Source organism: Kocuria sp. (assembly GCF_030536815.1).
In the GTDB taxonomy this organism is placed as follows: Bacteria; Actinomycetota; Actinomycetes; order Actinomycetales; family Micrococcaceae; genus Kocuria; species Kocuria gwangalliensis.
Map to the genome: position 1 here is coordinate 1 of NZ_JAUNPE010000034.1, position 20,235 is coordinate 20,235.

The following is a 20,235-nucleotide window of genomic DNA, read 5'->3' on the forward strand; positions in this document are numbered from 1 at the left end:
TCAACGTGAAATTCGTGTCCCTGCCCGAGAACGAGGCCCGCGCCAAGATCACCGCCTCTGTCGCCACCGGCGGTGGCGAGTTCGACGTGGTCATGATCTCCAACTACGAAACCCCGATCTGGGCCGAAAACGGTTGGATAGAGAACCTCCAGCCCTACATCGACAAGACCGAGGGCTATGACGATCAGGACTTCATCGGCTCGATCCGTGAGGCCCTGAGCTATGAAGATGACATGTACTCCGTACCCTTCTACGGAGAGTCTTCCTTCCTCGTCTACAACGAGGAAATGTTCAAGAACGCCGGCGTCACCATGCCGGAAAATCCCACCTGGCCGGAGATCAATGAGCTCGCGGCCACCCTGGATGACCCGGACAACGGTGTCTCCGGTATCTGCCTGCGCGGGCTGGCCGGCTGGGGCGAGGTCATGGCTCCGCTGAGCACGGTCATGAACACCTACGGCGGCGGCTGGTTCGACCAGGATTGGAACCCCACGCTCACCTCTGACAAGACCAAGCAGGCCGTGAACGAGTACGTGAACCTGGTCCGCGAACACGGTCAGCCCGGCGCGGCGACGTCCGGCTACGGCGACTGCATCACCCGCTACAGCCAGGGAAACGCCGCCATGTGGTACGACGCCACGGCCATGGTGTCCTCGATCGAGGATCCCGCGTCCTCCACCGTGGCGGGGCAGAACGGGTATGCACCCGCCCCCGTCATGGACACCGAGGACGCGGGGTGGCTCTACAGCTGGTCGCTGGCCATTCCCAGCACCTCCGATCACAAGGACGCCGCGTGGGATTTCGTCTCCTGGATGACCAACAAGGAGTACATCGAACTCGTGGGTGAGCGCTTCGGCTGGGAACGCGTGCCTCCGGGATCGCGCTACTCCACCTATCAGGTGCCCGAATACCGCAAGATCTCTCAGGCGTACGCGCAGCCCACCCTGGATGCCATGGACGGCGCGTCCCAGGAAACCTCCATGACTCATCCGGTCCCGTATGACGGCCTGCAATTCGTGGCCATTCCGGAATTCCAAGATCTGGGCACCCGTGTGGGCCAGCAGATCTCGGCGGCCGTGGCCGGCCAGATCACCGTCGACGAGGCTCTGGAACAGTCCCAGGCCTATGCAGAACAGGTGGCTCGCACCTACCAGCGTGAGGAAGGCCAGTAACCGCTATGTCCACATCAACCGGGGCCGCCCGTTCGAGCCGCCCCCGCACATCTCGCGCTCACGCGCCGCGTCGCAGTGACGCGTGGCAGCGACGCCTACCGCTACTGCCGGCGTTGATCTTCACGATCATCGCCACGCAGATCCCGTTCCTGATCACCATTTGGTACTCGCTGCGATCGTGGAACCTGTTGAACCCGGCCTCGGACGTGTTCGTCGGTCTGAGCAACTACATCGAGATCTTCGCAGACCGCACCTTCCGGCAGGTCGCGATGAACTCGGTGATCTACACCCTCGGCTGCGTGCTGATCGCCATGGTCCTGGGCATCCTGTTCGCGCTACTGCTCGACCGCAAGTTCTTGGGCCGCGGCGTGGTGCGGACCTTGCTGATCACACCGTTCTTGATCATGCCGGTAGCGGCGGCCACGTTGTGGTCCACGTCCATGTTCAACCCCACGTACGGTCTGGTGAACTGGGTGCTGGGCATTTTCGGGATTCCCGCGGTGGACTGGACGTCATCCCACCCCGTCATTTCGATCCTGATCGCCCTGGTGTGGCAGTGGACCCCGTTCATGATGCTCCTGATCCTGGCGGGACTTCAGTCCCAGCCCAAGGACGTTCTGGAGGCCGCGCAGATGGACGGTGCCTCCGCCGTGCAGACGTTCTTTTTCATCACCCTGCCGCACCTGCGCCGCTACATCGAACTGTCGGTGCTGTTGGGTGCGATTTACGTGGTCAACACCTTTGACCAGATCTATTTGATGACCGCCGGCGGACCCGGTACGAGTAGTGCCAACCTGCCGTACTACATCTACCAACGCGCCTTCCTGGGCTTCGACATCGGTCAGGCCGCAGCCATGGGCGTGGTGGTTGTCATCGCCACGATCATCATTGCCAACTTCGCCCTGCGATTGATTTTCAAGGGCTTCATGAGCACGGAGCAGAACTGATGAGCACCACCGTTCAGACGCAGACGCCCGCAGCAGAGACCTCACAACCGCTCGCGCGGCGCAAGCGCACGGGCGGCGGCGCGGGATCCGCAGCGCTGACCCTGTTCACGTGGCTGCTGGCCCTCGGGTTCTTCATGCCCGTCCTGTGGATGGTGCTCACCTCGTTCAAACAAGAGGCCGACGCCGCCGCCAACCCTCCCAAATTCTTCTTCACTCCCACGCTGGACCAGTACAAGGCCGTGTTCGAGGCGGGTGCGGGCGGGTACCTGTGGAACTCGGTCATTGCCACGGTGGTCTCCACGATCCTCGTGATCCTGTTGGCGATTCCCGCCGCGTACGCCGTGAGCATCCGCCCCGTGGAGAAGACCAAGGACGTGCTGTTCTTCTTCATTTCCACCAAGATGCTCCCGGTGGTCGCGGTGATCATGCCCATTTACGTTGTGGCCGGAAAGCTCAAGGTCCTGGACAATGTGTGGACCCTGGTGTTCCTGTACACGGCCATGAACCTGCCGCTGGCGGTGTGGATGATGCGCTCGTTCTTCCAGGAGGTCCCACGCGAGGTGCTCGAGGCCGCCCAGATGGACGGCGCATCGCTGATGACCACGATGCGCGTGGTGCTGATCCCCATGGTCGCCCCGGGTATCGCATCAACCGCCCTGATCTGCGTGATTTTCGCGTGGAACGAGTTCTTCTTCGCCCTCAACCTCACGGCCGCGGACGCCGCCACCGTGCCCATCATGCTGGTATCCACCATGACCAGCGAGGGCCTCTTCTTGGCCCGCCTTTCAGCGGCCAGCGTCTTGGCCTCTCTGCCCGTGGTGCTCGCCGGTTGGATCGCGCAGAAGCAGTTGGTGCGCGGCCTGTCGATGGGCGCCATCAAGTAGCGGACGCCCATCGACCCCGTCAGGGGTTCACGACAGCCTTCAACGCGCCTGGGCGCGTCCCCGCGGTCAGCGCCGCGGCGACGTCGTCCAGGCCGTGGCGCGAGGTGACCAAGGAATCCAGGTCCACGTGGCCCTGCTCGACCATGCGGATGGCGGTGTCCCACGTGTTGGCGTAACGGAAGATCCCGGTCAGGTGCAGTTGTCGCTCCTGTACCAGGGGCACCGGCAGGCGGAGTACGTCCGCGCCCATGCCCACGAGGACCACGCGACCTCCCGGTGCCAGCCGCTGCATCCCGGCAAGGATTGCGGGTTCGGCACCGCTCGCGTCCAGCAGCACGGTATAGCCACGGCCGGGGACGGGGCCCTCCGGGGACGGCTCATTGTCCGCGCGGAACGTCCCTGTGGCGCCGTAATTCATGGCCGTGTCGAGCCGATCGTCGCGGGTGTCGGTCACCACCACGTCCAGGGCGCCGGCCAGGCGAGCGCACTGAGCGACAAGCAGCCCCACCGGACCGGCACCGGCCACCAGGACACGGTCACCCAGGATGACACCCGCGGCGCGCACGGCACTGATACCCACGGACAGCGGCTCAAGGAGCGCGGCGGCGTCGTCGGAGAGCGCGTCCGGAACGGGATGCGAGAACGCGGCAGGGTGAGTCACGTATTCGCAGAACACGCCGTCGATGGGCGGAGTCGCGAAGAACCGGACCGCGGGGTCCAGGTTGTACTGCCCGTGCAGGGTTTGGGACGAGAACGGTTGGGGGATCCCTGGTTCCAGGGAGACCCGCTGACCCACGTGCCGGTCGTGGACGTCCGACCCAACGGCCACAATGACACCGGCGGGTTCGTGGCCCAGAATCAGGGGTTCCTCCACCACGAAATCACCGATCCGCCCGTGCTCGTAATAGTGGGTGTCGGAGCCGCACACACCCACCGAGGTGATGCGGATCAGCACCTCGTGCGGGCCGGGATGCTGCACGGACCGCTCCTGAATCTCCAGCTGATGCGGGGCCCGCAGCACACTGGCCCTCATGGTGGCGGGTACAACGGGGATCTCGGCGGGGCTGGTGGGAGTCACAGGGGTGGCCTTCCGATAGTCATGGAGTACAGGGCAGAAACGAAAGAAACGCCACGCGCTCCCCGAAAGGGCGCGTGACGTTTCACTTCATGGAGATGACATCAGTCCGGGAGTCGCTCGCCCGTGGTGGCGTCGAAGAGGTGGAGCCGGTCACCGTTGGTGCTGACCCACAGGGTGGTTTCCGCGGCCGGTGGTTGCCGGCCGTCCACGCGAATCACAATGGGACTCTCGTCCGCTTCCGCACTGGTTCCGGTGTTCGGAACGGTGTCCTCATCGTGGCCGGCCACTCCCGCAATGGGAGTGACGTGCTGGTCGGAGTTGTGGTCCAGGTGGCCGTAGACGTACGCGTCCGCCCCGAGTTCTTCCACGATGTCCGCGACGACCGCCAAGCCCCGGCCCCTCTCGGAAGGCACCAGGTCTTCCGGCCGGATGCCCACCGTGACCTCGGCACCGGTGAGCGCTTCCCGAGCCGCAGCGCTGAGAGGCAGTCTCAACGTGCCCAGTTCCACCGCGCCGTCCTGGGTCACGGCGGCACGGAAGAGGTTCATGGCGGGGGAGCCGATGAAACCGGCCACGAACTCATTGGCCGGGCGATCGTAGAGCTCACGGGGAGTGTCCACCTGCATGAGGCGCCCGTCCTTGAGCACCGCCACGCGATCACCCATGGTCATGGCCTCGGTCTGATCGTGAGTCACGTACACCGTGGTCACGCCCAGGCGGCGGGTGAGGGAGGCAATTTGGGTGCGGGTCTGCACGCGCAGCTTTGCGTCCAGGTTGGACAGCGGCTCGTCCATGAGGAACACCTGGGGCGAGCGCACAATGGCGCGTCCCATGGCCACGCGCTGGCGCTGACCACCGGACAGGGCCTTGGGCTTGCGATCCAGATACTCGGTGAGGTCCAGGATCCTGGCGGCTTCCTCGATGCGCTGATTGCGCTCGGCCTCGCCCACCTTGGCGATCTTCAGCGCAAAACCCATGTTGTCGCGCACCGTCATGTGCGGGTACAGCGCATAGTTCTGGAAGACCATCGCGATGTCACGATCGCGGGAGGCGGTGTCGGTCACCTCGTTGTCGCCAATGTGAATGGAGCCGCCCGTGACGTCTTCCAAACCCGCGAGCATGCGCAGGGTGGTGGATTTACCGCAACCGGAGGGGCCCACGAGAACCAGGAACTCGCCGTCGGCGATATCGAGGCTCAGCTCGGAAACGGAGGGGCGCTCGGCCCCGGGATACTGACAGGTCACCCTGTCGTAGCGCACGCTGGACATGTGTTTCCTCTTTCCCGGCAGGCACGTGCCGGACGATCCGTAGGAGAAAAGGATGGCGGGAGTGACCTGAGCCACTCTCACATGAGATCATAGCGAAACTCATGTGATAACCGCCACCCCTGTCGCCGTCGAAAAGGGGAGCCGCCCGGGTGACTCAGCCGCGCGGAATGTTGCGCAGGTTGGAACGCGCCATGGAGACGGCCTCGCCTGCGCCACCGTTGAAGACCATCTTGGACATGGCCGTGGCGAATCCGAAGACCTGGGCGCTCTCGATCTGTGGCGGGATCGACAGGGCATTGGGGTCCGTGATGATTTCCACGAGTGAGGGCCCCCGGTGTGCCAGCGCGGTGGTGAACGCGCCCTCCAGGTCCCCGGGTTGCTCCACGCGAATTCCCTGCAACCCGGCGGCCTGCGCAATGCCCGCGTAGTCGGTCTGCGGTACGTCCACACCGAAATCGGGCATGCCGTCCACGAGCATCTCCAACTTGACCATGCCCAGCGAGGAGTTGTTGAACACGACCACGGTCACGGGCAGGTCGTAGACGGCCAGTGTGAGCAGTTCCCCCATGAGCATGGACAGTCCGCCGTCGCCGGAGACCGAGATGACCTGGCGGTCCGGGAAGGCCAGCTGGGCACCGATGGACTGGGGGAGCGCATTGGCCATGGAGCCGTGCAGGTAGGAGCCGATCACGCGTCGGGTTCCCAGCGGGTTGATGTAGCGGGCCGTCCACACGTTGCACATGCCGGTGTCCGCGGTGAAAATCGCGTTGTCCGAGGCCACCTGGTCCAGGATCGACGCCGCGTATTCCGGGTGGATGGGCGTCATCTTCTCGACCTTGCGGGTGTACGCGCCCACGGCCTTGTTCATGAGCTTGTCGTGCTTGGCGAGAGTCTTCTTGAGGAACGAACGGTTCTTCTTCCGCGTCAACTCCGGCAACAGCTTGAGGATGGTCGATTTCACATCACCGTGCACGGGGATGTCCACACCGGTGCGGCGACCGATCACGGAGGCATCCGTGTCCACCTGGATGGTGGTGACGTCCGGCAGGAACTGGTCGTACGGGAAATCGGTGCCCAGCATGACCATCACGTCGGCACCCTTGAGTCCCTCGGCCGCGGCACCGTAGCCGAGTAGTCCGGTCATACCCACGTCGAACGGGTTGTCGTACTGGATCTGGTCCTTACCGCGCAGCGAATGCCCGATCGGGGCACCCAGGGTGTCCGCGAGGGCAATCACCTCGTCGTGGGCGCCGGCCACACCGATCCCGGCGAAAATCGCCACGTCCCGGGCATTGTTCAGGGCATTGGCCATGCGCTCGATGGTCGCGTCCGAGGGGACGACGGCGCCCGGTTCCGGCACGCAGAACGGCCGGGCATCCGCCTGGGTCTCGGACTCGGCGATATCACCGGGCAGGGTGATGACGGCCACGCCGGGAACCGTCATCGCGTGCTGTACGGCCGAGCTGACCACGGCGGGGGACTGCGTGGGAGTGCTGATCAGTTCGGAGTACACCGAGCACTCGTTGAACAATCGGTCCGGGTGGGTCTCCTGGAAGTAGGAGGCGCCGATGTACTGCGACGGAATGTGAGAGGCGATCGCCAACACGGGCGCTCCCGAGCGGTTGGCATCGTACAGACCGTTGATCAGGTGCAGGTTTCCCGGCCCGCACGAGCCCGCGCACACCGCCAATTGACCCGTCAGTTGGGCTTCGGCGCTCGCGGCAAAGGCTGCGGCCTCCTCGTGGCGCACGTGAACCCAGTCGATGCCGCCCTTTGCGGAGCCGCCGGTGCGGCGGACCGCGTCGACAATGGGATTCAGGCTGTCCCCCACCACGCCGTAAATGCGCTGGACGCCCGCGTCCATGAGTTGCTGGATGATTTGCTCTGCGAGTTTCATGTCTTACTCCTGCCGAACGGGGTGACCGTGGTCCGGTCACAAGGTTGCTTCCTATTCATCCTAGGCGGGCATGTGGGCATCGGGGAGGGGTTTGTGAGGAGCAGGACCGTGAGTGGTGAGGTGAATCACCCCGGGGGTCTGTCAAGAAAAGCTTGACAGACTGCATCGTGTCAATGTTTCCTTGACACATGACTTGTGAACAGAAGACCCACGCACCCCGGACCCGAGCACGCTGGACCGATATCGACTGGGCGGCCATTGACTGGACCTCCGTCAACTGGGCCGAGACCGCCTCGCCCCGGATCAACTGGGTTGATTTCTACCGCGGTGCACCCACCATCGACACTGCCGGCGGAACCACCCGTCCCGCTCGTGGCACCTCCGCCGCGACCGGTACCGAGGCATCCGACACCGAGACCGGCGGGGAGGGCTACGGCGCGGGAGCGTCGTCGTGGTCCGCGCAACGCGAATTCCCCGTGACGGTGTTCGGTATCCGCGAGCCGCAGCCGGGCCCGCGCTGGAAGGCCCTGTTCGACGCGACCTGGCCCGCCTACCGCTCGTGGTACCAGACCGGACCGGGCGCGCGCCCCGAGCTGGACGAGGCGCGCGGCATGCTCGAGAAGCACATGCCCGAGCTGATCCCCACGTGGCGCAAGCTCGTGCAGCTCACCGGCAACGACGACGTCGCGGCGCGCTTTTTGACCATGTGGAACCTTCCCGCGTTCGCGCCGGCCTGCTCGCAGGTTGCGCTCACGGGTGAGGAGACCTCACTGACCCGCAACTACGACTACGTCCCGAGCCTGTGGGAAGCCACCGTGTACTCCAGTGAGTTCACCGGCCGCAAGGTCATTGGTACCGGTGACTGCCTGTGGGGCCTGCTGGACGGAATGAACGACGCCGGCCTGGCTGTGTCCCTCACGTTCGGTGGTCGACCGGGATCGGGCCCGGGATTCGCGATCCCGATCGTGATCCGGTACCTGCTGGAAGTGGCCGAGACCGCCCAGCAGGCACGCGAACTACTGCGTGAGCTGCCGGTGTCCATGTCCTACAACATCACCGTGGTGGACACCTCGGGCGAGAAGTTCACCGCCTTCGTGGCCCCGGGCCAGCAGGCCGAGTTCTTCGACGCCTGCACCGCGACCAACCATCGCGGCAAGGAGCCGGAGTACCCGGCCAAGGCCGCTCAGTTCTTCTCCGTGGAACGCCTCGATCACCTGGACCGCACCGTGGAGACCCAGATCAGCGCCGAGGAGATGCGCGATCAGTTCCTCGGGGATCCGCTCTACCAGGACAACTTCTCCGGCGGCTTCGGCACGTTGTTCACCGCCCATTACCGCCCGGACGAGGGTTCGGTCGAGTACCGCTGGCCCGGTGTGTCCTGGAAACGTGGCTTCGAGGACGCGGACGACACCCTGAACGTCGTACTGGTGGGCCGCTGAGCCTCGGTGCCATGATGGACACGTGAGTACCAACATTCCTGAACCCAGTGACGGGCCGACCCCCGTGGTCCAGTTGGAAAGCGCGGCCATGGCGGCCGTACGCCAGCTCGCCGCGAGTGGCGATCCGGAGGCGTTCCAGTCGCTCCTGCGATTGAGCGGGGCCGTGGGTGAGTCCCTGGGGACCAGCGCCCGCAACGTTGCGGCGGCGTCGTCGTGGACGGCGGTGGCCGGTGCGGCCGGGACCTCCCGGCAGGCGGCCTGGTCCCGCTGGAAGGCCTGACCGGTTCTTAAATGCTTCGGCCCCGCACGGTGAGCGTGCGGGGCCGAAGCTTCCAATCATGCACCGGTGATCTGTCGCCGGGACCGATCAGTGTCCGGAGCTGACGTCGGCTCAGTAGTTGCCCGTCATGGTGGTCACGTCCAGAGCCTTGTCCAGCTGCTCCTCGGTGAGCTTGTCGCCGTCCACGTAGCCGAGCTCGATGGTGGCCTCGCGCACCGTCACCTTGTTGGCCACGGCGTGCTTGGCGATCTTGGCCGCGGCCTCGTAGCCGATGGCCTTGTTGAGCGGGGTCACGATGGAGGGGGAGGCCTCCGCGAGGAAGGTGCAGCGTTCCTCATTGGCCACCAGGCCGTCGATCATCTTCTCCGCGGAAACGCGGGAGATGTTGGCGAGCAGGCGGATGGACTGGAGCAGGTTGGCGGCCATCACGGGGATACCCACGTTGAGTTCGAACGCACCGTTGCTGGAGGACAGGGCCACGGCGGTGTCGTTGCCGATGACCTGGGCGGAAACCTGGATGGCCGCCTCGCAGATCACGGGGTTGACCTTGCCCGGCATGATGGAGGAACCCGGCTGCAGATCGGGGATGTGCAGCTCGCCCAGGCCGGTGTTGGGCCCGGATCCCATCCAGCGGATGTCGTTCATGAACTTCATGTAGGAGTACGCGATGTTGCGCAGCTGCCCGGAAGCCTCGACCAAACCGTCACGGTTGGCCTGCGCCTCGAAGTGGTTGCGGGCCTCGGTGATCGGCAGGCCGGTTTCCTCGGCCAAGAGTTCGATCACGCGGGCGGAGAAGCCGTCCGGGGTGTTGATGCCGGTGCCCACGGCGGTGCCGCCCAGGGGAACCTCGGCCACGCGGGGCAGGGAAGCGTCAATGCGTTCGATGCCGTAGCGAACCTGTGCAGCGTAACCACCGAATTCCTGACCCAGCGTCACCGGGGTGGCGTCCATCAAGTGGGTGCGGCCGGACTTCACGATGTCCTTGAACTCTGCGGCCTTCTTCTCCAGGGACGTGGCCAGCACGTCCATGGCGGGCTTGAGATCGTTGATCAGCGCGTTGGTCACGGCCACGTGCACGGAGGTGGGGAACACGTCGTTGGAGGACTGCGAGGCGTTGACGTGGTCGTTGGGGTGGACCTCCACGCCCTCGGACTCCAGCGAGCGGGTGGCCAGGGTGGCCAGAACCTCATTGGTGTTCATGTTCGAGGAGGTTCCGGAACCGGTCTGGAACACGTCAATGGGGAAGTTGTCGTTGTAGTCACCGGAGGCGACGGCGTCGGCGGCGTCGCGAATGGCTTGGGCGCGCTGGGCGTCCAGGACACCCAGTTCCTCGTTGGCGGTGGCCGCGGCCTTCTTCACCTGGGCGAGCGCCTTGATGTGCTGGGGCTCCAGGGTGGAGCCGGAGATCGGGAAGTTTTGCACGGCACGCTGGGTCTGAGCGCGGTACAGGGCGTTCTTGGGAACGCGGACCTCACCCATGGTGTCGTGTTCAATGCGGTACTCAGTATTTTCTGCCATGACCCCTAGCTTAGGCGCTCGGATCGGGGCCGGGCTCTTGGTGGCATGCGGTGACACGCCACCTTGCCCGGCGGAATCGGACGCGCTCTCAGCTGCGCTCCGGGAACCACGGGCCGTGACCGTAGACGAGTTCCGCCTTGCCCGCATCCAGGTGGTAGAACACGCCGATCACTGCAGCGTCCCCCTTGGAGACGGCCGCCGCAATCGATCGGGACTGGTCCAACATGCGCGAAGCCGTCTGCTTGGTGTGCTCCACGACCATGTCGGAGAGGGTGTTCAGACCCTTGCGCTTGGATTCCAGGACCGACGGCGTGATGCGCTCCACCAGGTCGCGCTGGAAACCGCGGGGGAGCTCGCCGGAGTCGACGGCGTTCTTGGTCGCGGTCACGGCCCCGCACGAGTCGTGACCGAGCACCATGATCAGCGGGGTGCCCAAGACGTCGATGGCGTACTCGAGGGTGCCCAGCACCGCGTTGTCGATGACCTGGCCTGCCGTGCGGATCACAAAGGCATCGCCCAGACCCAGGTCGAAGATGATTTCCGCAGCCAAGCGCGAATCGGAGCAACCGAAGATCACGGCGAACGGCTTCTGCACGTGCTCCAGGTCCTTGCGCCGCTGAGCGTCCTGGTGCGGGTGCAAGGTCTCACCGGCAATGAACCGCTCATTACCGTCCCGCAACCGCTGCCATGCGTCCTGGGGTGTCTTGGGTGTGCTGGTCGGCTTCTTGGCGTCACTGATTTTCGGCTGGGTCTTTTCGCTCACGGTGGCTCCCGGTTCGACTCACGGTTGGTGCGCCAGGAGGTGGTGCCCCCGGGTGCGTTCCTAGCTTAAACCTCAGTTCGTTCCGCGTCGTGACCGATGCGGGTCTGTGAACTCAGCGGCCCTCGGCCAGCGTCTTCGCGACGTGCTCGAACTCTTCCTCGCTGGCCTCGCCGCTGAGGATCACGGTGGAGTCCTCGAACGTGCCGACCCATGCGGTGAACTCGTCCTGTTTACCCGAGGGGTCACGGTGGTGAATGTCCCACGAGATTCCATCCACGTCCTTCTGACCGGTCACGGGGATCAACTCGGTGCGCTGCGCCAGCCAGGTGGGGTTGGATTCAGCGGTCTGGACCATTTCGACCAGGTGGTAATTGGGGGAGAGATACCCAACGCTCCACAGGGGCACTCCCTCTTGGGAGTTGGCGTCCCAGCGGGCGTAATTGGCCGTCCAGTCCTCACCGAGGTCCGGGGCTGCGGGGGTGAACTTCGCCTGCTCGGCCACGAAGCCGGCTTCCTCCGAGACATTCACGTCAGCGCGGTAGGGCTGGGCGTCAGGCCTGGGTGCCAGCCACAGGAACGGCAGGATCAGCAGGAGCAGCACAGCCATCGAGATGACCATGCCGCGAATGGGCGCGTTGATCTTGGCCGCCTGTTTGGTGGTGATCTGGGGCAGCGGGGCGCCTTCCTCCGGGGTCGCGGAGGTGACCCGAGGCTCGTCAGGGTTGCGGGGCGGCGTCGTAGCTGAATCACTCACGGGTCCATTGTGCCGTGCCGTGACATAGCCGCCCAATCGGACAATGCCGGGGATATGCTGGAAACGCACGCAAGGCCTGTGTGCTCGCCCACGATCACGTGCGATGCGAGGCGCACCGGCGCAGCTGACTCGAAGGTGAGGAACATGGCGACTCAAACAACCGCAGGTAACGCTTCAGGTAACGCGGCGGACCGAAATCTGGCCCTGGAACTGGTCCGCGTTACGGAGGCTGCCGCAATTGCCGGCGGTCACTGGGTTGGCGCGGGCGACAAGAACCGTGCGGACGGCGCAGCGGTGGACGCAATGCGTTCGTTCCTGTCCACGGTCAGCTTCAACGGCACCGTGGTGATCGGTGAGGGCGAGAAGGACGAAGCCCCCATGCTTTACAACGGTGAGCAGGTGGGCGACGGCAGCGGCCCCGCCTCAGATGTCGCGGTGGACCCCATTGACGGAACGCGCTTGACCGCGTTGGGCATGAACAACGCCCTGGCCGTCATTGCCGTCGCGGACGGCGGTTCGATGTTCGACCCCTCTGCCGTGTTCTACATGGACAAGCTCGTGGTCGGGCCAGAGGCCGCGGACATGGTGGACCTGCGTCTGCCGGTCAAGCAGAACCTGCACCTCGTGGCCAAGGCCCGCGGCGTGAAGACCAACCAGCTCACCGTGTGCGTGCTGGACCGCCCCCGCCACCAGGGTCTCGTGGAGGAAATCCGCGCGACCGGTGCCCGTACGCGCATGATTCTCGACGGCGACGTCGCCGGCGCCATTGCCGCGTGCCGCGAGGGGACCGGCGTGGACGTGATGATGGGTATCGGCGGGACGCCGGAAGGCATCGTGACAGCGTGCGCCGTGAAGGCCACCGGCGGTGTGATCCAGGGTCGCCTGGCACCGACTGATGAGGCCGAGCGGGAGAAGGCCGCCGAGGCCGGCCTGGACGTGGACCGCATTCTGACCACCGATGAGCTGGTGACCTCGAACAACTGCTTCTTCGCCGCCACCGGCATCACGGACGGCGATCTCCTGCGCGGCGTGCGTTATAGCGGACCCCAAATCACCACCCAGTCCATCGTGATGCGTTCCAGGTCGGGCACCGTGCGCATGGTCGAAGCGGAGCACGTGGCCAAGAAGTGGGAGAAGTACGAGCGCGGCAACGACTGATCCGTCTTCGCACCACTGATCTCCCCGAATTGAATCAGTACTCGCGCGTGATCGCCCCACCGGGTGGTCACGCGCGAGTGCTGTCCGCAGCTAAGCTGTAAGACGGTGTGCTGGGCACTGACGAAAGGACGCACCGTGTCATTGAGCGTGAACCCGTGTGACAACCGGAAAACGTGGGACGCAAGGGTTCGCGTGACCGGTGGGAATCCCCAGCTGCTATGGGGCATTGGTGAGGCCGAATCACTGGCGGACGAGCAGATCAGCGTGGAACGCGTCATGGTGGATCGCGCAGATCAGACGATCGGTTACGGCCAGCTCCTGATCTACCCCGAGGACAAGCACACGGTGGTGGAAGCCAAGTCCCTCCACGTGAAGAGTCCCCATGAACTCGTCGGAGTTCTCGGTGCCCTGCAGGACCATGCCCGCGAAAAGCACCACGGCGCCGTCCTGCGCGTCAGCCCGGACACCGCGGTCAACCCGCAATTGCTGTCTGATCTCGACGAGGCGGGGTACCGCCGTCGGCAGAAGATCCGCAAGGGCGAGGCGGGCCCGCGCGAACTGATCGTGCGCCTGGGCGAGGTCGAGAGCGACCTGTCGAAGCGTTTGTCCAGCGGCACCCTCGAACGCTGCCGCGCCGGTCTCAAAACGGCTGGTGTCAAAGTGCGGCGCGTGTCCGCAAATACTCAGAGCCTGGCCAACGTGGGCCTGCGCACCGCGCACATCGACGATTTGCTCAAAGCCGTGGATCAGGATTCCGTGTTCCTCGTGGCCACCGAGCAGGCCGAAGGTGAACAAGAAACCGCCCTGGGCTACCTGTGGTTCGTGCACACCGGAGAGTCCGCCATGCTCTACCGCGTGGGATTCACCGACCGCGCCCGCCAACTGGGCGTGGATGATGCGCTGTTGCTCACCGGCCTGGTGCAGTTGCAGCAGCGGCGGGTCCACAACCTCGTGGCGGGGGACCCGGACTCCGAGAGCGCATCCGTGGTGCTGCGCGAGCTTGCGGAGGACCGCAGGGAGATTCTCGGCGTGTGGGAGTACCCGCTGGTCAGCGCCTACCAGTTGGCCGGTCGGGCGGAGAAGACCCGCCACAAGATTTTCGGTGAGCGCTCGCCCCAGAAGAAGCGGCGGCTCAAAGTGCTCGCCGCGCAGCCCGCTCGCGAAGGCGACCCGGCGGCACCCGAAACAGGTTCCCTCGCGGCACAGGAAGCCAACAACCCCGTTGACGCCGATCCGGACCTCGCCCGCCAACCCGCTGCGCCCAAGCAGAAGAAGCAACCGACCTCGGCTGAACCCGCAGGTGGCGACATGACAGCCACCGCCGACACGGGCGAGCTGCCCGCGAAGGGCAAGAAATCGCGGGGCCTGCCCGGGGTCTCGGTTCCCCGCGTGCCCACGCCCGCACGCCCGTCCTTCATGAAAAAAGATGACGCCGACGCCGCTTCCTCCGGTGCTGATTCCACCGGGGCCGCTGCGGCCGAGCCGGGCAGGGTCCGTGGCCTCGCGCGTCGAATCGTGCATGAGGGAACCGCCGCCATCCGTGACGCCGCGCGCTGGTGAGCCCGAGGTAGAGCAGTTCCGTAGGGGCCGGTAGAACCCCGGGAAGCAGTTCAGGGTCCGCTGGAACCCTTTCGATCAGCGCGGAGGGTTCTACCGACACCTCAGGTGCTGGCGAGGGCTCTCACGCAACCTCACGTGCGCCGCGGTGACTACCGCCCGGAAACGACGGCTGTCGCCCGTGCCATCAACGGTGCCGGCAGCACACGGGTGAGGGCCTCCATAGCGTGGAACGACCTGGGCGCCACCACGCGGGAGCGGCGCTTGTCCACGGCGGTCATGGCGGAGGCCACGATCTGTTCCGGTGGCACGGCGCGGCCAATGTTCACGGCATCGGAACCAACCACCTCGAAGAACTGGGTGTCAACGGGTCCGGGGTTCACGCTGGTGACGAGCACGCCGGATTTCCGGGCTTCCGCGCCGACCGCGAGAGAGAACTTGTCCACGAATGCCTTGCTGGCGCCGTAGGTGGCCATGTAGGGCAGGGGTTGGAAACCGGCCACGGATGCAATGTTCAGGATCGCGCCGGTGCGGCGTGCGGTCATGGACTGGAGCGCCTCGTGGGTGGTAGCCATCAACGCGGTCATATTGACGGTGGCCTGTTCCAGTTCGCGGTGAAAATCAAGCTCCGCGAAGGAACCGTGCGTGCCGAAGCCCGCATTATTGACCAGGATGTCCAGCGGATTGGAGCGGATCACGTCCACCAGGGTGTCAATGCCTTCTTGGGTTCCGAGGTCCGCCGCAACGATCTGCGCCGCACCGCCGGTCACCGACTGCGACAGCTCCGTTAATTTCTCGGTGCTCCGTCCGGTGATAATCAATTGATAACCGCGCCGGTGCAATTCGGTGGTGAACGCGCGGCCAATTCCCCCGGTGGCACCGGTGATCAGAGCAGTTTTAGTCATCCCCCGATGGTACGCTCGCGAATTTTTTTCCGGGCCTTAGCGACCGCCTCCCGGGCGTGGCGCGCACCGGTGTACGCGGCGTATCCCCCGCCCGAGACCGGCAGGTCCCACGTTCCGGGGAAGGACACGGGGGAGCCCCCGAAGGACTTCTTGAAGGATGTGAATCCGTACCACTCGTGGTCGGGGCCGGCGCCCTCGGGGGCGGTGCCGAACAAATCGAACCACACCAACCCCTTCTCCTTGGCATCCATGATCATGGTGACCACCAGGGGAATGCCCGCGGACAGTTTGCGGTGGCGCTGGTCCATGGCCGCGTGGGCGTACGTGCGGGTATCGGAGGAGTCGTACACGAGGGACGCCGCAATGGGCTCGTCCTCGAGCTTCGCCAAATAGATGGCGGCTGCGCCGGCGGGCATGAGCGAGCGGGCCACGGCGCGCAGGTAGTCGTCGTGTTGGCGGTTGAAGTCCTTGCGCTTGGCGGTGTCGTCCAGGAACGTCAGCAGGTAGTTGACGTCCTCCGGGTTGGCCGAGCGCTCAATGGTCACGCCCTTCTTGTGGATGTTCCGGTACAGGTTCCGGTTGGTGGACTTCATGTCCTTGAGCAGCTCTTTCTCGTCCTTGCTCAGGTCGATGAGTTGCGTGTGCGAGGGCTGCACCTGGCGCGGGGCCAGCTTCATGCCGCGGCGGCGCAGCGAGGACTTGGCCGTTTCCAGACCGTCCGTAAAGCTCGCGTTGGCGGGTTCCACGCGCACGAACCAGCATTTGTGTTTCTTGGCCGCGCGCGTGAGGTCCGCCAGCGCGGCGTCGAAGGACTGCGGGGAGTCCGCCTCGGGTCCGTACGGGCAGTACAGGTACCGGCCCGTGCGCCCGCCCTCGACAGTCGCCAGGTAGCGCCATCCGTGGCCGGATGCCTGAAGGACCTGGTGTCCGATGCTTTGCTGAAACTCTGCCCATTCCTGGGACTGCAGGATATTTGCCACGCGTCCACTGTAGCGACCCGCGGCCACGGCCAGGACGCGCAGCGCGGATCCGGTTACGGAACGGAGCAGGTGCCGTTGGCAGAAAGCTCCTCGGCGGTGGTCACCATTGCGGGGGAGGCCGGCACGGGTACGGACATTGCCACGCCCACTCCGCCCGGCGCCCCGGCCACGCCTCGGGCCGGCACGTTCGACGACGCCGCCGCGTCAGCGCCGTCGTCGGTCGCCTTGTCGAGGACGTCCTGCAGGTCGGACTGGAAGAGCTCGAAATCCGGGTACGTGGGGAAGGACTGGTCGTAGAAGGGTGGGCCCACGGCGTAGGACTCGAGGTCGTGGTTCTTGGCCTTAACGGCCACATTGACCAGGGAGCCGATCGAGGACTGCGGGATGTCCGTCTCGATGATTTCCTCACCCGAGTTGGCGAGGTCCTGGAACTTGGTAGCCACGTTGACCGGGTTGAGCTGCTTGAGCATTGCGGCTTGGACGCAGCGCTGGCGGGCCTGGCGGTCGTAATCCGTGGCTCCCTCGCGGGAGCGGGCGTACCAGAGGGCGTGGTTGCCGTCCATGTGCTGAACCCCGGGTTCGATCCACCCCAGAATCGGGTTGGGCAGGCCGGTGGTCTCATTGGTGCCGCCGCCCATGGGAACGCGTCCTCCCACGTCCAGGGTGATGCCGCCCAGGGCGTCCACGAGGGACTCGAAACCGTCCATGTCGATCAGCACGTACCCGTGGATCTCCAAACCGGTGACGCCCTCGGCGGCCTCCTTGGTGGCCTCTGCCCCGGGATCCGCGACGTCCGGGTACAGGTCCTGATGGTTCTGCATCACATCCGTGTAGATCGCGTTCAGGATGCACTCGTCACCGCAGCTGAACCCACTGGGGTACACATCATGCAGCGGGGAATCTTCCGGGAACGGAACGTTCTGCAGGTTACGGGGCAGGGACACGGTCACGGTGCGGCCGGAGTCCGCGTCAACACTGAGCACGGTCATGGAGTCCGGGCGGCGGCCCTCGCGGTCGTCCCCGGCGTCACCGCCCATGAGCAGGATGTTGTATCGCCCGTTGTCGGGGGCGAACGGCAGACCACCGGCAAAGATGTTGGACACGGCACCTCGCGCCACGGACACCAGGTGCGCTGCGTAGACCAAGCCACCACCGGTGACGACCATGGCCAGCACGGTGACGATCACCACGGCGCGGCGCACCTTGTCACCGAGCAGGCCGGGTCTGATCAGGCGCAGCGTGTCGAACCACAGGAACACCCAGCCCAGGGCCAGGGCCAGCAGGCCGAACATCAAGATCCATGACGTGATCGAGTTGGTGAGCAACCAGATCAGCGCTGTTTTCCACACGAGCCACAGCACGGCGGAGAACAGAATCAGCGCCCACACGGTCACGGTCACACGGAGGGCCACCCGCCCCAAACCCTTGCGGCCCGCCACCAGCTGAGCCGAGCCCGGAACAAGTGCGGTGGCGCCCAACAGCCACCACGCACGTTTGGTGCGGTCGGCCGGCGCCGCAAATCTGGGGTTGACCAACGGATCGGCTACATTGGAGCGTTTCTTGCGTGGCCCACTGCCCGGATCCCGGGTTGCGGAGGCGCCGTGGAAGGTGTCTTCCGCGTAGTCCTCGTCCGCATAGGGGGCTTGGGTGGACGGCGGGTAGGGGGTACCCCCTACATCGCTGGGGGATGATCCGTTCACGTGCAACTCCGTGCTGCTGGGGAAGGCGGTGTTGCGGCCGGCTCACGCGGGTGACTTGGGCAATCACTTTGACGCGAGACACGACGCACTGCGGACATTGTGCCGCTCCTGGCTGAGTCCTGGCCGTAAACCGGCCGGTCACCTGCCGATTAATCCTGGGTGGTGGCGCCTCTCAGCACCGTGTCCCGCAGTGCCTGGCCTTTACGATGCGCTGTTTCGGACAGTTCCCGGGCGAAATTCTGCAGGTTGGCTCGTAGGTGCGCGGCGGAGGTGTCCGTGGCCGAGGCAAGCACACGAGCGGCCAATACTCCGGCGTTGCGTGCCCCGCCGATCGACACGGTGGCCACGGGGACCCCCGCGGGCATCTGAACGATCGACAGCAGTGAATCCATGCCGTCCAGGGTCTTGAGCTGGACCGGCACGCCGATCACCGGCAGCGGGGTGACCGAGGCCAACATGCCCGGGAGGTGGGCAGCGCCGCCGGCGCCGGCAATGATCACGCGTAACCCGCGTTCGTGGGCCGTCTGTCCGTAGTCGAGCATCTCGTGCGGCATGCGGTGAGCGGAGACCACGTCCGCCTCGTAGGCGATGCCGAGCTCCTCGAGGGCTTCCGCGGCCAGGCGCATGGTCGGCCAGTCCGAGTCCGAGCCCATGACCAGCCCCACCACAGGGGCCTGGTCCTGGGACAGGGGAGTGGCGCCCCACGTGGGGTGCGCCTTGCCCTCGGACCGGATGTGAGTGGGTTCTGCCAAGCGATCCTCGCCGTCGCGAAGAATGCCCGCGGCGCACGTGGCAATGCGGCGCAGCTCGGCCGTTTCATCCGCGGCTCCCACCACGTTCACGTGCCCGATCTTGCGACCCGGACGCACGGACTTGCCGTAGTTGTGGATCTTGGCGCGCGGTTCGGCAGCCATCGCGGCGGGGTAAGCGGCAAACAGATCCTGATTGTCCCCGCCCAGGAAGTTTTTCATCACCGCCACGTCCGCGGTGAGCTCCGTGGCACCCAGCGGCCAGTCCAGAACGGCGCGCAAGTGCTGCTCGAACTGACTGGTCACGGAGCCGTCCATGGTCCAGTGCCCGGAGTTGTGCGGGCGCATGGCCAGCTCGTTCACGGCGAAACCGGCACCGTGGCCGGGGGTTTCGAACAGCTCGGCCGCCATCACACCGGTGACGCCCAGTTCCTGGGCGAGCATGATCGCCACGTCCGACGCCGCCGCGGCCACGTGGGGGTCCAGGCCGGGTGCCGGGGCGATCACTTCATCGCACACACCGTTGACCTGCACGGATTCCACCACGGGCCATGCCTTGGTCTCACCCGAGGGCGTGCGCGCCACCAGGGCGGACAGTTCACGCGTGAACGGGACAACCTCTTCGGCCAACAGCCCGTCCTCGGAAGCCTGGGCGAACCATGCAGGAACGGGGTCCTGGTCAACGGCCTGGGCGTCGGGGAGCTTCAGCACGCCCTTGCCGTCGTAACCACCGCGCGGCGTCTTGAGGATCACCGGCCAGCCCGCGGTTTCACCGAAAGCCAGCAGCTCGTCCGCGGAGCGCACCTGGGCCCACCGGGGATTGGGCAGGCCGAGCTTCTCCACGGCCTTGCGCATGACCAGCTTGTCCTGCGCGTGCACGAGGGCTTCGGGGCCCGGCTGTACCGATACCCCCGATTCCTGCATGGCTCGCAGGTGCTCGGTGGGTACGTGCTCGTGATCGAACGTGACCACGTCCACCTCGGAAGCGAAGCGCCGAAGGGTGTCCACATCCTTGTAATCCCCCACGGGGGCGGTGCGGACGGCGGCCACGGCAGAAACCTCTGGGCTTTCCGCCAGGACGCGCAATTCAATGCCCAGCTCGGTAGCGGCGGGTGCCATCATGCGGGCCAACTGGCCGCCTCCGACAACACCAATGACAGGACCTGTAATGGGGAAACTCACGCTC

17 protein-coding genes and 1 pseudogene are annotated in these 20,235 nt (G+C 65.5%); 7 read left to right on the forward strand and 11 right to left on the reverse strand.

Features of this window, described 5'->3' with window-relative positions; genetic code table 11:
* From Q4E95_RS05120 to Q4E95_RS05130, 3 genes are all read left to right on the forward strand, one after another.
* Window positions 1-1,172 (forward strand): sugar ABC transporter substrate-binding protein (locus Q4E95_RS05120; protein WP_303382288.1); only part of this gene is annotated, 1,172 nt, incomplete at its 5' end.
* A gap of 5 nt (window positions 1,173-1,177) precedes the next feature.
* The gene (locus Q4E95_RS05125; protein ID WP_303382289.1) at window positions 1,178-2,119 is read left to right on the forward strand and encodes a carbohydrate ABC transporter permease; all 942 of its coding nucleotides are present in this window, start codon (window positions 1,178-1,180) and stop codon (window positions 2,117-2,119) included.
* Window positions 2,119-3,003 (forward strand): carbohydrate ABC transporter permease, encoded by an 885-nt coding sequence (locus tag Q4E95_RS05130; RefSeq protein ID WP_303382290.1) that lies wholly within the window; start codon window positions 2,119-2,121, stop codon window positions 3,001-3,003. Before Q4E95_RS05125 ends, Q4E95_RS05130 begins: the two co-directional genes overlap by 1 nt.
* A gap of 19 nt (window positions 3,004-3,022) precedes the next feature.
* Here Q4E95_RS05130 and Q4E95_RS05135 read toward each other — a convergent pair whose 3' ends face one another.
* The 3 genes from Q4E95_RS05135 to Q4E95_RS05145 form a co-directional block, all read right to left on the reverse strand.
* Window positions 3,023-4,081, reverse strand: coding sequence for an NAD(P)-dependent alcohol dehydrogenase (locus Q4E95_RS05135; protein ID WP_303382291.1), 1,059 nt, complete (start codon window positions 4,079-4,081; stop codon window positions 3,023-3,025).
* A 101-nt stretch (window positions 4,082-4,182) separates the two neighbouring features.
* Window positions 4,183-5,349, reverse strand: a complete 1,167-nt coding sequence (locus tag Q4E95_RS05140) for an ABC transporter ATP-binding protein (protein WP_303382292.1) — start codon at window positions 5,347-5,349, stop codon at window positions 4,183-4,185.
* Window positions 5,350-5,503: 154 nt separating this feature from the next.
* Window positions 5,504-7,246: a pyruvate dehydrogenase gene (locus Q4E95_RS05145; RefSeq protein ID WP_303382293.1), complete on the reverse strand. Its 1,743-nt coding sequence runs from the start codon at window positions 7,244-7,246 to the stop codon at window positions 5,504-5,506.
* Between the two features lie 188 nt (window positions 7,247-7,434).
* Here Q4E95_RS05145 and Q4E95_RS05150 point away from each other — a divergent pair, with 188 nt between their 5' ends.
* Complete coding sequence (locus tag Q4E95_RS05150; RefSeq protein ID WP_303382294.1) at window positions 7,435-8,685, forward strand: C45 family peptidase; 1,251 nt, start codon at window positions 7,435-7,437, stop codon at window positions 8,683-8,685.
* A gap of 22 nt (window positions 8,686-8,707) precedes the next feature.
* The gene (locus Q4E95_RS05155; RefSeq protein WP_303382295.1) at window positions 8,708-8,965 is read left to right on the forward strand and encodes a hypothetical protein; all 258 of its coding nucleotides are present in this window, start codon (window positions 8,708-8,710) and stop codon (window positions 8,963-8,965) included.
* A gap of 111 nt (window positions 8,966-9,076) precedes the next feature.
* Here the strand turns inward: Q4E95_RS05155 and Q4E95_RS05160 are convergent, their stop codons facing one another.
* From Q4E95_RS05160 to Q4E95_RS05170, 3 genes are all read right to left on the reverse strand, one after another.
* Window positions 9,077-10,483: a class II fumarate hydratase gene (locus Q4E95_RS05160; RefSeq protein WP_303382296.1), complete on the reverse strand. Its 1,407-nt coding sequence runs from the start codon at window positions 10,481-10,483 to the stop codon at window positions 9,077-9,079.
* Between the two features lie 88 nt (window positions 10,484-10,571).
* Window positions 10,572-11,246, reverse strand: a complete 675-nt coding sequence (locus Q4E95_RS05165; RefSeq protein ID WP_303382297.1) for a carbonic anhydrase — start codon at window positions 11,244-11,246, stop codon at window positions 10,572-10,574.
* A gap of 112 nt (window positions 11,247-11,358) precedes the next feature.
* Window positions 11,359-12,000: a DUF4245 domain-containing protein gene (locus tag Q4E95_RS05170; RefSeq protein WP_303382298.1), complete on the reverse strand. Its 642-nt coding sequence runs from the start codon at window positions 11,998-12,000 to the stop codon at window positions 11,359-11,361.
* Between the two features lie 144 nt (window positions 12,001-12,144).
* Here Q4E95_RS05170 and glpX point away from each other — a divergent pair, with 144 nt between their 5' ends.
* Both glpX and Q4E95_RS05180 read left to right on the forward strand, forming a co-directional pair.
* Complete coding sequence (gene glpX / locus Q4E95_RS05175) at window positions 12,145-13,158, forward strand: class II fructose-bisphosphatase (RefSeq protein WP_303382299.1); 1,014 nt, start codon at window positions 12,145-12,147, stop codon at window positions 13,156-13,158.
* Window positions 13,159-13,293: 135 nt separating this feature from the next.
* On the forward strand, window positions 13,294-14,718 hold the full coding sequence (locus tag Q4E95_RS05180) for a hypothetical protein (RefSeq protein WP_303382300.1): 1,425 nt from the start codon (window positions 13,294-13,296) through the stop codon (window positions 14,716-14,718).
* 149 nt (window positions 14,719-14,867) lie between these two features.
* Here Q4E95_RS05180 and Q4E95_RS05185 read toward each other — a convergent pair whose 3' ends face one another.
* The 5 genes and pseudogenes from Q4E95_RS05185 to Q4E95_RS13890 form a co-directional block, all read right to left on the reverse strand.
* Window positions 14,868-15,620 carry an SDR family oxidoreductase gene (locus Q4E95_RS05185; protein WP_303382301.1) on the reverse strand — a complete coding sequence of 251 codons (753 nt, stop codon included), beginning with the start codon at window positions 15,618-15,620 and terminating at the stop codon, window positions 14,868-14,870.
* Window positions 15,617-16,600, reverse strand: a complete 984-nt coding sequence (locus tag Q4E95_RS05190; protein WP_303382302.1) for a peptidoglycan bridge formation glycyltransferase FemA/FemB family protein — start codon at window positions 16,598-16,600, stop codon at window positions 15,617-15,619. Before Q4E95_RS05190 ends, Q4E95_RS05185 begins: the two co-directional genes overlap by 4 nt.
* 53 nt (window positions 16,601-16,653) lie before the next feature.
* Window positions 16,654-18,300 carry an LCP family protein gene (locus Q4E95_RS05195; protein ID WP_303382303.1) on the reverse strand — a complete coding sequence of 549 codons (1,647 nt, stop codon included), beginning with the start codon at window positions 18,298-18,300 and terminating at the stop codon, window positions 16,654-16,656.
* Between the two features lie 149 nt (window positions 18,301-18,449).
* Window positions 18,450-18,953 carry a 5-(carboxyamino)imidazole ribonucleotide mutase gene (gene purE, locus Q4E95_RS13885; RefSeq protein ID WP_312396164.1) on the reverse strand — a complete coding sequence of 168 codons (504 nt, stop codon included), beginning with the start codon at window positions 18,951-18,953 and terminating at the stop codon, window positions 18,450-18,452.
* Window positions 18,954-19,061: 108 nt separating this feature from the next.
* Window positions 19,062-20,219, reverse strand: a pseudogene (locus Q4E95_RS13890) (5-(carboxyamino)imidazole ribonucleotide synthase); the annotation flags it as partial.
* Window positions 20,220-20,235 lie beyond the last annotated feature (16 nt).